Source organism: Sorangium sp. So ce887, assembly GCF_051521455.1.
GTDB lineage: Bacteria > Myxococcota_A > Polyangia > Polyangiales > Polyangiaceae > Sorangium.
The window spans coordinates 2,095,834-2,111,660 of record NZ_CP150354.1; the positions used below are offsets into that span (position 1 = coordinate 2,095,834).

Here is a 15,827-nt window from a genome sequence, read left to right on the forward strand (position 1 = left end):
CCCCCAACGCGGCCGCGCGCCGCGCTTATTCCCGCGCCGCCGCCATCTCCGGCGCGGCGGCCGTCGCCGGCGCGGCAGCCGTCGCCGGCGCGCGCTCGCTCTCCGAGAAGTCGAGATCGATCCCCACGATCTTCATGAGCCGCAGCGCGTTCGCGCTCGTCACGACGCCGGGCTTCAGCTTGTAGTCGAACGTCATCCGGTCATCGACCACGAGCTCCTCGAAGTGCATGTTGCGCACGCGGCCCGCGGTCTCCTGCTCCAGCACGGAGATCCCCATGTCGTGGGACGACACCGCGCCGATGGCCCCCCGCTCCACGATGTGCCTCACGACCGCCCTGGCGCCGATCTGGCGCTCGCGCGCGTTCGTTCCGTGGAGGATCTCGTCGAGCAGGAACAGCACCGGCTCGCCGCCGTTCACGCCGTCGACGACGCGCTTCAGGCGGGTCAGCTCGGCGTAGAAGTGCGAGACGCCTTGCTCGAGCGAGTCCTTGATCCGCATGCTCGTCCGGACGCGGACCGGCCACAGCGACAGCGACGACGCACAGACCGGCGCGCCCGCGAGGGCGAGCACGGCGTTCACCCCGACCGCGCGCAGCAGCGTGCTCTTGCCCGACATGTTCGAGCCCGTCACGAGCAGCGCGGCGCCCGCGCCCTCCAGCGAGACGTCGTTCGTCACCCGGCGGTCGCGCGGCAGGAGCGGGTGGCCGAGCCCCGTCGCCGTGAAGCGCGGCTCGCCGTCCTTCACCTCGGGGTAGGCGTAGTCGGGGTTCTCGTGCGCGAACGTCGCGAGGCTCGCGAGCGCCTCGACATGCCCGAGCGTCCGCATCCACGCCTTGACGTGCCGGCCCGCGCGCAGCTTCCACCGCTCCAGGGCGAGCGCGCACCACACGTCCCAGAGCAGGAAGATGTCGGCGACGAGATGGATGAGCCCGCTGTGACGCAGGTCCGAGTAGCCCACCCGCGTCTCGAGCGCGGTCATCTCGCGCGAGGCGAGCGCCCCCGAGGGGCCGGCGAGCTCGGCCTTGAGCTCGCTCAGGAGCGCCGACGAGAACGCCTGCTGCTCGATGCGCGCGAGGAGCGGCCGGTACCGCGCGAACGGCGCCTCGCGCGACGACGCCGCGGTGAGGATCGGCTCGATCGCGGGCCGCAGCAGGAGCAGCACGAGGAGCTGGGCCGCGAACGGCAGGAGCCAGGCGTGGCGGAGCAACCCGAGCTGCTCCACCGGGACGATCTGCGGCGCCGCGAGCAGCGCGAGCGTCAGCGGCACGAGCACCTTCGCCGCGGTCAGGAGCGCGCTTGTCGGCAGGCCGCCGACGCGCGCCTCGGCGCCGAGCAGCGACGGGGGCGCCTCGGCCCACGCGATCAGCGGCCCGGCCTCGCGACCGCGCGCCCCCGCCTGGATGCCCACCACGGCGAGATCCTCCCGGAACGCGCCGAGGCCGGCGAGCTCGCGCACCGCCTCCTGCCGCGCCGCCACGCCGGCCGCGGGAGAGGGCTCCGTGAGCCAGGCCGCGAGCGTGGCCTCGCCCTCGCCGGTCTGGGCCACGTCGAGCAGCTGGAACAGCGACGCCTGCCCGAACACGTCGAGATCGCCCGCGTAATCGTGGTCCGCCGCGCCGAAGCGGTCGCCCCGCTCGGGAAAATCGGCGAAATCGCCGGCGACGCGCCGCTTGCCGCGCACGTAGAGGCCGATGCGCTGCTCGAGCTCCGTCATCCGGGTGACGAGGCGCGCGTGCGCCACGAGCAGCCCGAGGAACACCGCGGTCACCGCCCCGGCGGCGTACGCGACCCACCGCGGCACGTCGCCGAAGAGCGCGTACCCCCCGGCCACGGCCGCGGCCACGAACGAGACCCCGCGCAGCAGCGAGAACGTCCTCGACCGGCGCTCGAGCGCGCCGGCCTCGGCGCGCAGGACGGCCAGGCGATCGTCATAGGCGGACAGGACGCCCTGCGCGACGGCGTTGGGGGGCGGCTGCACGACGGCGTTGGGGGGCGGCTCCACGGGGCGCTGTCCATAAGCCACCGCCGGCCGTGCATCCAGCGGCAGGGGAGGGCCCCCGCACGAAGGCCACGAAAGCTTTGAAGCGTCCTGCCTGGCTGCTCGTACAATGGCGCCATGGACCAGAACCTGCTGGAGCGCCTCAAGGCGTACACCGTCGTCGTCGCCGACACCGGCGACATCAACTCGATCGAGAAGTTCCGCCCGCAAGACGCGACGACGAACCCGTCGCTCATCACCGCGGCCGCCCAGATGTCCGAGTACGCCGACATCGTGAGCGGCGCGCTCGCCTGGGCACAGAAGGAGGCGGGCCAGGGCAAGGAGCCGGGCGACGCCGTGAGCCTCGCCTTCGACCGGCTCGCCGTCGATTTCGGCTTGCGCATCCTGAAGATCATCCCCGGCCGCGTCTCGACCGAGGTCGACGCGCGCCTCTCCTACGACACCCAGGCGACCCTCGAGAAGGGCCGGCGCATCGTGCGCCTCTACGAGGAGGCCGGCGTCTCGCGCGAGCGCGTCCTCATCAAGATCGCCTCGACGTGGGAGGGCATCCGCGCGGCGGAGGTCCTCGAGAAGGAGGGCATCCACTGCAACCTCACGCTGCTCTTCGGGCTGCACCAGGCGATCGCGTGCGCCGAGGCGGGCGTGACGCTCATCTCGCCGTTCGTCGGGCGCATCCTCGACTGGTACCTGAAGGACACGGGCCGCGCGAGCTACGCGCCCGCCGAGGACCCCGGGGTCGTCTCGGTCACGAAGATCTACAACTACTACAAGAAGCACGGCTACAAGACCGAGGTGATGGGCGCGAGCTTCCGCAACCTCGACGAGATCAAGGAGCTCGCCGGCTGCGATCTCCTGACGATCTCGCCGAAGCTGCTCGCCGAGCTCGCCTCCGCGCGCGGCGAGCTGCCGAGGAAGCTCGACCCGGACGCGGCGCGCGCCCAGCACATCGAGAAGATCACGATGGATGAGGCGACCTTCCGCGCGATGCACAGCGCCGACCGGATGGCGAACGACAAGCTCAGCGAGGGCATCGACGGCTTCGCGAAGGCGCTCGCTGCGCTCGAGGTCCTGCTCCGCGAGCGCCTGCAGAAGGGGGCTGCCTCCTAGCGCCGGCGGCGTGAGCGCGGCCCGCGGGGCGAAGCGTCGAGGGCACGCGACCCCGCGCCCCGCGCGGCCCGGCTGGCCACCCAGCTGGCCCGGGTAGCCCGATGGACGGCGGCGTGGGAAGAAGGCGGAAGGTCGGCTTGCGCGTGGGCCTCCCGGTCTTCTAGGATTCGCGCAGCTGGATGGCACACGGGTCACAACACGGGTCGCATTGGATCCTCCGCACCGCGGCGGGTCCAATGTGGTCCTCCGAGGAGGCTCGGCGTGGAGCCGTCCCTTCCGTCATGGCAACGAGGAGGCGACGTTGAAGCTCACGTCACAGGATTACTGGGAGAACCATTGGAAGGGCTACGCCGGGGCCGAGGACATGGGCGGCGGCTGCGAGCTCTACGACGACATCGCTCCCTTCCTGCCGCGCGGAGAAGGTTTGTCGTTCCTCGAGATCGGGTGTGCGCCGGGCCGCATCCTCGCCGACTTCTGCGGGCGCCTCGGGTTCACGGCCCACGGCCTCGACTACGCCTGCGACCCGACCGTCGTCGCAGACGAGCTCACGAAGCGCGGCATCAAGGTCGGCAAGATCGAGAAGGGGGACTTCTTCTCCTGGAAGCCCGAGGAAAAGTTCGATATTGTAGCTTCCTTCGGGTTCATCGAGCACTTCGATGACGCGGGGTCGGTCGTGGATCGGCACTTCGAGATGGTGAAGCCGGGAGGCACCGTGGTGGTGGCCATGCCGAACTTTGCCGGCGGGCAGAGGGCGCTCCACTGGCTGTTCGATCGCAAGAACCTGAACGGCCACAACACCCGCATCATGAACCTGCCGTTCCTCGAGGCCGCCGCCCGCCGCAACGGCGCCGAGATCGTCCAGGCCCGTTACACAGGCGGCCACTTCGATTTCTGGTTGGACGACGAGGCGCCGCTCCTGGCGCGGCGTGTCATCTGGAAGCTCGTCCGGCCGCTCCAGGCGCTCGCGCGTCGGGTGGTCCCGGGCGAGACGAACCCCTGGTTTTCCCCCTACCTGGTCGCCATCTACAGGGCGCCCATGCGGTCCGTGGGAACGCCCGACGCTTGATCCTTCCCCGATGAGCGATCCCAGTCCGAACGTCATCTCGCCGCCAGCTGTCCGGGACGCAGACGCCGACCGCCGCTTCCGCGAGTGCGTCCAGCGCCACGGCTGGGATCCGGACGACACCTTCGTGGGGGGGTATGTCGACTGGGAGTGGTGGCACAGCCGCCACGCCTACGACGATCTCTTCACCTCGGTCCGCGGCAAGAAGGTGCTCGAGTTCGGCTGCCACCTGGGCGGGACGGCGGTCGTCCTCGCGACCCTGGGCGCGGACGTGACGGCGATCGATATCGACCCCACGTACGTCGAGCTGACCCAGCTGAACGCCGAGCGCCACGGGGTGTCGGACAGGGTGCGCGTCCTTCACGTCCCCGACACGACCTCGCTTCCGTTCGCGAACGAGGAGTTCGAGCTCGTCTCCTGCAACAGCGTGCTCGAGTACGTCCCGCCCGGGCTCCTGCCCGCCGTCCAGCGCGAGATCGACCGGGTGGTCGGGCCGTGGGGGTTCATCGTCATCCTGGGCACGAGCAACCGCCTCTGGCCGGTCGAGCTCCACAGCCGCCGCGTCCTGATGAACTACGTGCCTCGCCCCTTGCACCCGCTGTTCCCGGGCAAGTCGCTCTACAGCGTATTTCCCTGGCAGCTCCGGCGCGGGTTCGGCGACTATGCGGATATCTCGCAGCAGGATCGGGGCCGGTTGATCGTCGACCTGAAGGCCAAGATGGGCATGTCCGGGCCGCGGCTCAGGGCCTTCTCCGCGGCGAACCGGCTGCTCGGTCCGCTCGGGATGCACGTGGGCTTCGTGGCCCCGACGATCACGATGGTGCTTCAGAAGCGTGGTGAGGGAGGAGCAGGCGATGGCTGACGGGAGGACGCGGGTATACATTACCGTGGACGTGGAGTGCGCCGAAGAGCGCATCACGGGCGACAGCAAATCTCCCGCGATGGGCTACGACCTCCGCATCTGGGGCCGCTTCGTCAACCAGCGCGAGCCGCTCGGCATCGAGCTCATCATGCGCGAGCTCGAGGCGTGCGGTCAGCGCGGGACGTTCTTCGTCGAGGCGATCGGCTCGTACAGCTTCGGGATGGACGGGCTCACGAACGTGTGCCAGGCGCTGCACAGCCGGGGCCACGACGTGCAGCTGCACGTGCACCCCGTGCAGCGGCGCGCCGACTGGCACACCCGGGGCGAGGCCCGCGTCTCGGACGACATCGCCGACTATCCGGTCGAGGAGCAGGCGCGGCTGCTGCTCGAGGGGCGCGACCTGCTCGTGCGCGCGGGCGTCCCGGCGAGCGAGCTGCTCGGCTACCGCGCCGGCAACTTCGGCGCGAGCAACGACACCTGGCGCGCGATGAAGCTGGCGGGGCTCGTGCTGAGCAGCAACTACAACCCCTGTTACTTCAACAAGAACTGCAAGATGCAGTATCCCGGCGCGCGGCTCGGCCTCTTCGAGACGCCCGAGCGGGGGGTGTACGAGCTGCCGGTCACGAACTTCATCGAGCCGACGAAGCGCTTCAGGCACCTTCAGATCACGGCGGTGACGCTCGACGAGATCAAGCACTGTCTCCTCCGCTACCGCGCGCTCGGGGTCAAGGAGGTCACGCTTGTGACCCACTCGTTCGAGTTCTACTTCCTCGACTCGGCGGAGGCGCGCCGTGGCTACCTGAACCGGCTCAACATGGAGCGGCTCCGCGGGCTCTGCCGCTTCCTCGAGGAGAACTCGAAGGATTTCGAGGTCGACACCGTGGGCGCCCTCGCGCGCCGGCTCGCGGACGCGGCGCCCGATGCGCCCAACGCGGACGACAGCGAGCCTCCCTCGCTGCAGTTCCCGCACTCCAATGCCATTCACCACGCCCGCCGCGTCGTCGAGCAGGCGTACAAGCGCGTCGCGCAGCGCTTCACGTTCGGCTAGGCCGGCCCGTCGGGGGTCTGGCCAGCTGGCCCAGGGACGTCCTCGCCCCTGCGCCGCCTCGGGCCGCCTTTGCAAAGCGCGGCCGGCCGGCGTGTTATCGGCGCCGCCTGCTGCGTCGGCGGCCCTCCGGCGGCGCTCCGGTGCTAAGTAGCGCGCATGCGGCTCATCGGACAGATCCACGTTTCGCTCAAGGGCAGCCTCATCCAGCGCGACCCCACCCTGTGGGAGAAGCTGAAGCGCGGCTTCGGCGCCAGGGTGGACCTCGACACGGATCGCATGCGCGTCGAGCTGGAGGCCACCGCCGTGATCGACCAGGTGCGGCGGGCGCTCGTCCAGCTCGGGATCGGCAACGCCCTCTCGCTGGTCATCGACGATACCGTCATCTTCCAGGACACCGACGGGAAGCCGGACGATCTCCCCGATCTCGTGCTCGCGCTGTCCGAGCACTCCGCCGTGTTCGGGCGCGGCTTCAGCGAGCTCAAATTCGCCGCCGAGCACGAGGAGGCGGGGCTGCACCTCGTCATCGAGACGCGCGCCCGCACCGAGCACGCCGAGGACGAGCCGGCGGGGATCGTGTCCGTCGGCGGGCGCGTGCGGGATCTCGAGCCGCGCGCCGGCGAGTCCGCGGAGGACTACCGCCGCCGCGTCGAGCCCCTCGCGAAGGATCCGGCGCTGTTCGAGACGGCGCGGATGCAGTTCGAGTCCTTCGTCGGGCGGCTCGAGGGCGCCCTGAAGACGTCGATTCCGGAGGCGCGCGTCGAGCAGCGCCACGCCGAGGCGCGCGTCGTGCACGCGCCCCAGGGCGACGGCGCGGCTGCCGGAGGGCAACCGGCGAACCCCACGCACCCCGCCTACGACCCGTTCGTGGCCTATTACCCTCCCAGCCCGCTCGGAATGATGCTGGACGTGATGCTCATCTCCTCGTTCATGCACATGATGTCGCCTCCCCACGTGCTCTTCGTGAGCCCGGCGGGCACGCCGCTCGGCACCGCGCAGGAGGCCGCCGCGGATCCTGGCCTCTTGAACAACGCCGATCGCGTCGGCGACGACCCGGGTGCCGGCGACGAGGGCGACGGGCCGGAAGGCGGCGAACCGTGGGGCGATGACGGCGGCGGGCTCGATGACGGCGGCGGGATCGACGGCGATTTCGGCGATTGAGCCGCTCGCGCCGGGCCTGCGAGCGAGCGGGCTCGTCCTGCATGGACGGCGAATGGCAGTCATGGTACTGCCCATTACGGCCGTGACCGGCGCTGGCATGGAGTACCTCTCGCGCCGGCGCGCTGAAGGTCGCGCGCGCCGAAACCTGAACTGGAGAGCGCGATGAAGAAGAGCGAGGCGGCGCTACAGAAGCAGCCGCAGGCGGCGGGCGGGGGAGATCCGGAGATCGCCCGCGAGGTCCGCGCCATCATTGCAGAGCGATGTGGGATGAGCGTCGATGCCGTGACTCCCGACCTGTCTCTCGAGAACGGCCTCGGCGTGGATTCGCTGGCGCTCATCGAGGTCAACGTGGCATTGGAGGAGCGATTCCAGATCGTGGCGCCCGATTTCGCGGCGCCCGATCAGGCGCAGATCAGCACGGTCGGTGACGTGATCGCCTTCGTCGAGGCGCAGCTCGCGGCGCGGGGCGGCCGGGGAGGGGCGCCGTGATCGCGCCGCGCACGCGCGCCGAGCGCGAGGCCGCCTCCCGGACGCCCGAGGAGCAGCGGGAGCACGAGCGGCGGGAGGTCGCCGCCCATTACCAGAACGACCCGGAGATCTTCTCCATGGTCCTCGACAGCCGCCTGGCCTATGCGACGGGCATCTTCCTCGATCCCGGGGAGAGCCTCGAGACGGCGCAGGAGCGGAAGTACGACTGGGTCCGCCGCGAGCTCGACATCCACCCCGGCGAGCGCGTCCTCGACGTGGGGTGCGGCTGGGGCTCGAACCTCATCTATCTTGCCGAGCACACCGGCGGGAGCTTCCAGGGCGTCACGCTGAGCGACAAGCAGCGGCAGGAGGCGCTCCGCCGCGCCGACCGGGTGGGCATCGCCTCGCGGGTCCGCATCGACCTCGCCCATATCGAGGACGTCGACCTCGAGCCCGAGTCGCTCGACGCCGTGCTCTTCGTGGGCAGCATCGTGCACATGCACAACCGCGAGCGGATCCACAAGAAGATCGCCGCCGCGCTGCGCCCGGGCGGCAGGCTGCTCATCTCCGACTGCTATTTCCCGGCGCGCGCCCGCGGCGACCGGGAGAGCGCTGCCACGCAGTACATCTTCGTCCAGGCGCTCGGCTACTGCCGCCTGATCTCGCTCGCCGAGGAGCTCGGGATGATCGAGCAGGCCGGCCTCGATGTCCGGCGCGTCGAGGATCTCACGAGCTCGTACGTGCACACGGTCGCCCGATGGATCGACAACGTGCGCTCGAACCGCGCCCGGATCGACGCGCGCGCGCCCGGCTTCTCGCGGCTGCTCCAGACGTACATGACCGTGGGCCGGCTCTCGTTCGCGCGGCGCACCGCGCTCGAGTACATGATCGTGGCGACGAAGGCCGGCGGCCGCGAGCGCCTCGGCGTCGCGCCCTCTCCCGAGCCGGGGCGCGGGCCGTGAGCCGCGCGCTCGCTGCGCGGACGGTCGCCGGCCTGCTCAGGGCGCGGGCCGAGGCGACGCCGGAACGGTTCGGCTTCTACCACAAGCAGCAGGGCGAGTTCGTCGGCTGGTCGTGGGCGGAGTACTGGCGACGCGCGTGCGCGGCGGCCTCGGGCCTGCTCGCCGCGGGGGTTCGCCCGGGCGACCGCGTGCTCCTGCTCGTGACGGACGTCGAGGTGGCGGTGCCGTGCCTCTTCGGCGTCTGGGTGCTCGGCGCGGTGCCGATCCAGGTCGGGGTGCCTTACCGGCTCACCGACGTCGCGGCGTTCCTCGGCGAGCTCCGGCGGACGGCCGCCCGCGTCGGCGCCCGCGCGCTCGTGGTCTCGTCCGCGCTGCTCGGCTTTGCGCAGGGCGAGGGCGGCGCGGACGACCTCCTGCAGCTCGCCGCCGAGCCGCTGCTCGACGCGCCCCTCGCCGCCTCGCTGCCGGATCCGGAGCGCGCGCCCGGCCCGGCGCTCATCCAGCTCACGAGCGGCAGCACCGGGCACCCGCGCGGCGTGGTCATCCCGCACGAGCGGCTCATGCTGCACCTCGACGCGATGAGCCAGCGCCTCCCGGTGCGCGGCGAGGGGGCGGGGGGCGTCTCGTGGCTGCCGCTCCACCACGACATGGGGCTGGTCGGCGGGCTGCTCTTCCCGCTCTTCAACGACTTTCCCGTGCACATGCTCTCGCCGCTCGAGTTCCGGACGCGGCCGTTCTCGTGGCTCTCGGAGATGTCGAGCCTCCGGGGCGCCATCTCGCTGGGGCCGCCGAGCGCCTATTCCATCTGCATCGGGCTCGCCCGTCGCGCCGTCGAGGCGGGGCTCGACCTCGGCGCGTGGCGGTGCGCGATGGTCGGCGCCGAGCCGATCTCCCCCGCCTTGCTCCGCCGCTTCGCCGAGGCGTTCGCGCCCTGCGGCTTCCGCCTCGAGGCGTTCTTCCCTGTCTACGGGCTGGCCGAGGCGACGGTCGCCGTGACCTTCCCCGAGCTGCTCGCCGCGCCGCGCTTCCTCACGGTGGATCGCGGCCTGCTCGAGCGCGAGGGCCGGGTCGAGGAGGCCGCGCCGGGACCTCTGTCGCTGGAGCTCGTCGGCCTCGGCAGACCGATCCCGCACACCGAGCTCCGGATCGTGGACGCCGGGCAGAGCCCCGTCCCGGAGCGCACGGTGGGGGAGATCGAGGTGCGCTCGGAGACCGTGATGGAGGGGTATTTCAACGACCCCGAGGCGACGGCCGAGGCGCTCGTGGGCGGTTGGCTGCGCACGGGCGATCTCGGGTTCGTCGATCGCGGAACGCTGTTCGTCACCGGCCGGAAGAAGGAGGTGATCATCAAGGGCGGGCACACGATGATCCCCGCCGTGATCGAGGAGATCGCGTCCCGGGTCGACGGCATCCGGGCCGGATGCGTGGTCGCGGTGGGGATTTTCCTCGAGGAGCGCCAGACCGAGGCGGTCTATGTGGTCGCCGAGACGCGCGTCGAGGTCGCCGAGCACGCCGGCCTCACCGAGCGCGTGCGCGAGGCGCTGCGGGCGAACGGCGTCACCATCGACCAGGTCGTCCTGCTCCCGCCGGGCGAGCTGCCCAAGACGACGAGCGGCAAGCTGCGACGCCGCGAGGTGGCGGAGCGGCTGCGCGCGGGGGCGCTTCGCTGAAGGGCGCCGGCTCCCTCCACGGGGGCCCACGGTGGGGCTGAGCCCGGACCCGGCACAGCCCAGCTCCGGGCTTCCGGGCCGAGCTGTCGGTTTGCCGATGTTTGCCGATGGACCGTCCTCCAGAGGTCTTTTCCGTTCGCCTCAACGATGGACAGACTCGTCGTGGCTCGGCCGATTTCGCGGGCGTCGCACGGCTGCGCGCGATAAATCCAGGAATCGCTCTCCGGAGCACAACCGAACGGGACCGTCCATGTCGAGTCGCCCGAGAGATCACAAGTCCACCTGTTCCGCCTCGCTTTCGCCCGAGGCGCGCGCGTGGGAGCTCGAGCAGCTCCGGGCGCTCGGCCTCGAGGACGACGACTGGAGCTCGGGCGACCAGTGCCCCTTCTGTGCCGGGCAGCCCCTGTCCGTGGAGAGCAAACGAGAGCGCGGGTGATCGGCGCGGCGAGCTCGCGCTCGGCAGGCGCGCCGGCGGCCTCACCGGAGGAGCGGAGCCGTCCTCCGGCGCCTGCGTCTCGCTGTCGAGGGCGAGCGCCCGGGGACCGGCGCGCGGATCACTCGGCGATCTTCGCCTTCACCCACTTGCCCGACTCGGTGAGGTCGTTGTCGGTCCAGTTGCCCATGGTGTTGGCATTGGGCTTGAGCGCGGAGCACGCCTCGTCCTTGTCGCCCAGCGACCAGTTGGCCCAGCCGATGTTGTGCTTGTCCAGGAAGTCGAGCCAGGTCCCCGCCTGCGCGAAATCGAGCGCGCCGTTGCCGTCGGCGGCGCAGGTCCCCCACTCGGTCACGAACAGCGCCAGCCCTTTGTCGATCGCGCGCTGGGCCTTTTCCCGCAGAGCCTCCCTGTGCGTCGTGGCGTAGAAGTGAAGGGTGTACGCCACGTTCGGGTCGTTGATGGGGTTGTCCGCGGCGATGTCCGCGTCCTGCGACCAGTTCGGCGAGCCGACGATGATGAGGTTGTTGGCGCCCTGGCCGCGGATGTCGGCGATCACCGTCTCGGCGTACGCCTTCACGGTGCCCCAGTTGTTCGTGTTGAGCGGCTCGTTGAAGACCTCGAAGATCACGTTGGGCACGTTCTTGTAGGTCTGCGCCACCTCGCGGAAGTAGCTCCTCGCCTGCTCCAGGTGGTCTTGCGCGTTGTGATCGTGCCAGTCGAGGATCACGTAGACGCCCTTCGCGATCGCCGCATCGGCGATGACCTTCGCCTTCGCCTTCTCGGGTCCCATGTTCGCGAGGTAGCCCTCTCGCCCCTCGATGCCCATCGCCGCGCGGATGACGGTCGCGTTCCAGTTGTCTGCGACCGAGTTGACGACGCTCGCGTTGTAGTAGTTGCTCCACTGGCTCCAGAACAGGCTCATGCCTTTGAGCTGGACCGGGACGCCGTGCTCACCGACGATGTTGCCGTCCTTCACCTTGAGCTGGCCGTGACGCTCGACCGGCGTTCCGTCCGTGGGCACCACCCCGGAGCCCGTGCTCGTCGTCGACGAGGTCACCCCGGTCCCCGTCGTGGTCGAGCTCGCCGAGGTCCCGGAGGTCGCCGAGGTCGCCGAGGTCCCGGAGGTCGCCGAGGTCGCCGAGGTCCCCGAGGTCGCCGAGGTCCCCGAGGTTCCCGTCGTCGTGTCACCGCCGCCCGCGCCGCCGGCGCCGCCCGCGCCGTCGTTTGTCGACGCGTCACCGCAGCCGACCAGCACGGCTGCTTGCAACGCAACCGCGGCAAGACCGAATGACCACTTCGACCTGCCAAGCACACCGCGAAGCGAAACGCTCTTCATCTTGTCCTCCAAGGGAAGTCACCGTATGGCGCGGCATTAAAAGGGCAGTCCAGCGCCATGGCAAGCCCTCTGCGCGATAAAAGTAAACAGTAAAGACTTAGTTTGATGATGTGATCCAAAGCACAATGCTGCCGCGTGCAACTCTCGAGGGCGGGCCGCCGTCAGCCACCAGCGAGGGCGTGAGGCGAAGCCTTCACGGGCGCCGATGTGCCCGAGCTGCGGTGTGCAAGCAATTGAAATTTTCCGCAAGATACATGCCAGTCCGCTGGACCCACGGCTCGGTCGCTGCCGCCCCTCGTCTGTGGCCTGCGCGAGCTGTCTTCCCCGCGGAGATCCACGCAGGCTACGGTGCTCCCCTCGGTGGTCGGGCGACCACCCTGGGCAACCGCCCATCCATGCGCAGGGCGTCAAAAGAGCCGTCACCTCGGCACGGGCACAGGCGGCGGCTCGTCGTCCGGCGTGATGCAGGCCGACAGGTCGAACAGCATGAAGAGCAGCGCCTTCTCCTGGGCCGTCAGCCCATGGATCTCCCCGTCGCGGTCCTCGCACCCGCTCGGGAACGGCGCCCCGGCGACGTCGCTCGCCGCCACGTGGATGTCCGTGTACACGAACCGGCCGCACTGCTGTTCTTCCGGGGAGCCGATCGGCGTGTTGAACGTGAAGTACTTCACCCCCGCACGCGCGTCGAACTCCGGATCGGCGTCGTTGTAGAGCCACCGCGTCGCGATCTCCTCGTTCACCGAGTTGACCCAGTGCTGCGGATCGTTGATCTCGATCTGCCCGGGCACGGCCGACGCCTCCACGGTGACGAGCCAGTCCCGGAGCGCCATGCCCTTCGGGAATGTGGTGTCCACCAGCACGGGGAGCCCGTTGTCGGGGTCGCTCTCCTCGTCCCATTCTGCCGTGTCCGGGAACCGCTCCGGCCCGAGCCGCAGCCAGGTGTTGTGCCAGTGCGACGCGAACACGCGACCTCCCGCGGAGGCGTAGTCGAACATCGCCCGCCGCGCCGTCTCCGGCTTGTCGGCCACGAACGCCGACCCTTCGCACGACAGGATCACCATGTCGTACTGCTGCAGGTTGTCGAGCGAGCTCCAGAACTCGCGCGCAGGGGAGAAGGCCGCGCCGTCGTTCAGCCCGTCGCGGTACCGGCCCGTCGCGCTGTCGCCCTCGATGGCGCGCCCGACGAACAGGTTCACCCGCCCGTCGCCCGTCTCCGGCGTGAACTCCGACGCATCGATACCCATCTTGTAGAGGAGGCACTCCAGCACGTCCATGCCGCCGGTCGTCAGCGCGATCCTCGGGAGATGGCCCTCCGACTTGCTGCGCGGCAGCCGGACCTCCTTGTCCACGGTCGGGTTGTCGACGCACGCCTCGACCCTCGGCAGCGTGATCTGGCGCCGCCATTTGCCGAGCTGGACGACCAGCGGGATGTCCTCGCCGACCGGCACGTCCTCCAGCACGAACCGCCCCTTCGTGTCCGTCAGCGCGGTCGCGATCGGATCTCCCGAGAGCGTCACGTTGCACTGATCGCAGCTCGCCCCGTCGGTGATCGGATCGAGCTCCCTGTTCGGGACGTAAACGATCACGTTGTACAGCGGGAGATTGCCCGCGGGCTCGTACACGGTGCCGCTCACGGTGGTCTTGCCGCCGGCCGGACAGGCGACCTGCTGGCATTCGAGCCCCTCGCACCCGCCGCTCCCGACGCTGGAGCCGCCGCTCCCCGCCAGGAATGGGGTCCCCCCGAAGCCGCCCCCTGCGCCCTGGCCGGCGCCGCCGCCGCCGCCGCCGCCGCCGGACGTGCTCGCGCTCGTCCCGATGGGATCGCCGCACGAGCACCCGGCAATCGCGGCCGGCGCCATGGCCGCCGCGGCCAGGAGCCATCCGGCGCTGCTATGCAATTTCAGCATTCGACACCTCCGGGCGCGGAGGCGCGAGGGTGCCCCGCTCTGCCCATTCCGAGGGTAATCGAGACGAGGGGGAGCCGGGAAGGGACAACCCTGCAAGGAGGCGAGCGCGGACACGTTTTGCCGTCTCGCCGCGCTCTCGCCTCTCCTCACGTCGCCGCGAGAGCGCGGCGCCGAGCCGTCCGGCGCCTCGACCGCCGCTCGGCCGCTGCGACGCGACCCGAGCGGATCGTGAGGAGAGGGGCGACAGCGGCCCCGGCCGCCGTCCCGTGGACCACAGCGCCACGGGGCTGCGGCGCGACGACCCGATGACCGCGCCCCGTCCTCGCTGCCGGCGCGGCGGACCGCGCCGGGGCCGGCGCCCCTCCGGCCGTGTTCCGCCATGGCGAGAGGCACCCCGGCAGAGTAGGATGCGGCGCTTTGCAATCAGTCCTTCCTGCTCCTTCTCTTCCTCGCCCCCGCCTGCTCGAGATCACCTGGCCCATCTTCAGCGAGCACCTGCTGCACATGCTCGTCGGGGTGTTCGGCGTGTGGCTGGTCAGCCGCCTCTCGGATGAGGCCGCCGCGGCGTACGGGCTGTCCAACCAGATCATGTTGACCTTCATGATCACCTTTCGCTTCGTCAGCGTCGGCGCGAGCGTGGTGGTCACTCAGTACCTCGGCGCGCGCGACCGCGCCGGCGCCGAGCTGGTCGCGCGGGCGTCGCTCGCGGCCAACCTGTGGCTCGGGGTCTTCAGCTGCGCCGTCATCGCGATCGGCGCGAGGCCCCTGCTCGAGCTGATGCGCCTGCCGCCCTCCCTGTTCCCGATCGCGCAGCCGTATCTGATCGCGGTCGGCGTGATGCTGGCGTTCGACGCGGTGACTTTCTCGCTCGGCGCGGTGCTGCGCGCGCACACGTACACCCGCGACACGCTGCGCCTCATCGTCGTCATGTACGTCATCCAGCTCTCGCTCAGCCTGCCGCTCATGTTCGGTGTCGCCGGGTGGCCTGGGCTCGGCATGAACGGGCTCGCGCTCGCCGCGGTGATCGCGCGCGCGTGCTCCGTCTGGATGCACCGGCAGCTGTGGATCGTGCGCCTCCGGATCCGCCCGACCTTCGAGGACTTCTGGCGCATCCGCCCCGATCGCCTCCGCGAGATGCTGCACATCGGCCTGCCGGGGGCGGGCGAGAACGTGGTCTATCGCATCAGCTTCATGATCATCCTCGCCATGGTCGCCAACATGGGGCAGACGGCGCTCACCACGCATACGTACACGATGCAGATCGTGCACTTCCTGCTCCTGTTCGGCCTGGCGCTCGGCTTCGGGACCGAGATCGTGGTCGGGCACCACATCGGCGCCGGCGAGCTGCACGGCGCCGATCGCCAGGTGCGCGGCGGCCTGTTGGTCGGGTTCTGCGTGTGCGTGGCCCTGGTGCTCGCGATCGCGCTGATCGGCCCCCACCTGCTCGGCCTGTTCACGAGCGATCCGGAGGTGATCGCCACCGGCTCCAAGCTGCTCTGGCTCACCCTCCTTGTCGAGCCGGGCCGCACGATCAACCTGGTCGTCATCAACGGCCTCCGCGCCGCCGGCGACGCGCGCTTCCCGGTCGCGTTCGGCGTCTTCTCGATGTTCGCCGTGGCCGTCGGGCTGTCCTGGCTGCTCGGCGTCTACCTCGGCTGGGGGCTCGTCGGCGTCTGGGTGGCCTACGGCGCAGACGAGTGGATCCGCGGACTCGCCATGTCCGCGCGCTGGCACTTCCGCGGCTGGGTGCCCCACGCGCGGCGCACCCGCCGTCGCGTGCGGCTCCACAGCCGCCCGGGGTGATAGCCGGT

General features: G+C 70.5%; 13 protein-coding genes. 10 read left to right on the forward strand and 3 right to left on the reverse strand.

The features are described 5' to 3' along the window. Window positions 1-25 precede the first annotated feature (25 nt). Window positions 26-2,002 carry a MutS-related protein gene (locus tag WMF36_RS07870; RefSeq protein ID WP_437578993.1) on the reverse strand — a complete coding sequence of 659 codons (1,977 nt, stop codon included), beginning with the start codon at window positions 2,000-2,002 and terminating at the stop codon, window positions 26-28. A gap of 114 nt (window positions 2,003-2,116) precedes the next feature. Here WMF36_RS07870 and WMF36_RS07875 point away from each other — a divergent pair, with 114 nt between their 5' ends. The 9 genes from WMF36_RS07875 to WMF36_RS07915 all read left to right on the forward strand — a co-directional run bounded on the left by WMF36_RS07875 (window position 2,117) and on the right by WMF36_RS07915 (window position 10,773). Continuing rightward, a complete protein-coding gene (locus WMF36_RS07875) occupies window positions 2,117-3,106 on the forward strand; it encodes a transaldolase (protein ID WP_437487940.1) in 990 nt (329 codons plus the stop codon). Between the two features lie 301 nt (window positions 3,107-3,407). Further along, window positions 3,408-4,172 carry a class I SAM-dependent methyltransferase gene (locus tag WMF36_RS07880; RefSeq protein WP_437578994.1) on the forward strand — a complete coding sequence of 255 codons (765 nt, stop codon included), beginning with the start codon at window positions 3,408-3,410 and terminating at the stop codon, window positions 4,170-4,172. A gap of 10 nt (window positions 4,173-4,182) precedes the next feature. Next, window positions 4,183-5,031 carry a class I SAM-dependent methyltransferase gene (locus WMF36_RS07885; protein WP_437578995.1) on the forward strand — a complete coding sequence of 283 codons (849 nt, stop codon included), beginning with the start codon at window positions 4,183-4,185 and terminating at the stop codon, window positions 5,029-5,031. Next, entirely contained in the window at window positions 5,024-6,079 is a 1,056-nt protein-coding gene (locus WMF36_RS07890) for a polysaccharide deacetylase family protein (protein ID WP_437578996.1), read from the forward strand. Before WMF36_RS07885 ends, WMF36_RS07890 begins: the two co-directional genes overlap by 8 nt. Window positions 6,080-6,235: 156 nt before the next feature. Beyond that, window positions 6,236-7,237, forward strand: a complete 1,002-nt coding sequence (locus WMF36_RS07895; RefSeq protein WP_437578997.1) for a hypothetical protein — start codon at window positions 6,236-6,238, stop codon at window positions 7,235-7,237. 162 nt (window positions 7,238-7,399) lie between these two features. Continuing rightward, complete coding sequence (locus tag WMF36_RS07900; RefSeq protein WP_437578998.1) at window positions 7,400-7,726, forward strand: acyl carrier protein; 327 nt, start codon at window positions 7,400-7,402, stop codon at window positions 7,724-7,726. After that, the gene (locus tag WMF36_RS07905; protein ID WP_437578999.1) at window positions 7,723-8,667 is read left to right on the forward strand and encodes an SAM-dependent methyltransferase; all 945 of its coding nucleotides are present in this window, start codon (window positions 7,723-7,725) and stop codon (window positions 8,665-8,667) included. The genes WMF36_RS07900 and WMF36_RS07905 overlap by 4 nt, the downstream gene beginning before the upstream one ends. Beyond that, the gene (locus tag WMF36_RS07910; protein WP_437579000.1) at window positions 8,664-10,337 is read left to right on the forward strand and encodes an AMP-binding protein; all 1,674 of its coding nucleotides are present in this window, start codon (window positions 8,664-8,666) and stop codon (window positions 10,335-10,337) included. Before WMF36_RS07905 ends, WMF36_RS07910 begins: the two co-directional genes overlap by 4 nt. 250 nt (window positions 10,338-10,587) lie before the next feature. Further along, on the forward strand, window positions 10,588-10,773 hold the full coding sequence (locus WMF36_RS07915) for a hypothetical protein (protein WP_437487961.1): 186 nt from the start codon (window positions 10,588-10,590) through the stop codon (window positions 10,771-10,773). Between the two features lie 118 nt (window positions 10,774-10,891). Here WMF36_RS07915 and WMF36_RS07920 read toward each other — a convergent pair whose 3' ends face one another. Together WMF36_RS07920 and WMF36_RS07925 are read right to left on the reverse strand one after the other, a co-directional pair. After that, window positions 10,892-12,040 (reverse strand): glycoside hydrolase family 5 protein, encoded by a 1,149-nt coding sequence (locus tag WMF36_RS07920; protein ID WP_437579001.1) that lies wholly within the window; start codon window positions 12,038-12,040, stop codon window positions 10,892-10,894. A 488-nt stretch (window positions 12,041-12,528) separates the two neighbouring features. Beyond that, window positions 12,529-14,016: a carboxypeptidase regulatory-like domain-containing protein gene (locus WMF36_RS07925; protein WP_437579002.1), complete on the reverse strand. Its 1,488-nt coding sequence runs from the start codon at window positions 14,014-14,016 to the stop codon at window positions 12,529-12,531. A 417-nt stretch (window positions 14,017-14,433) separates the two neighbouring features. On the opposite strand from WMF36_RS07925, the gene WMF36_RS07930 reads away from it, so the two are divergent. Further along, complete coding sequence (locus WMF36_RS07930) at window positions 14,434-15,819, forward strand: MATE family efflux transporter (protein WP_437579003.1); 1,386 nt, start codon at window positions 14,434-14,436, stop codon at window positions 15,817-15,819. Window positions 15,820-15,827 lie beyond the last annotated feature (8 nt).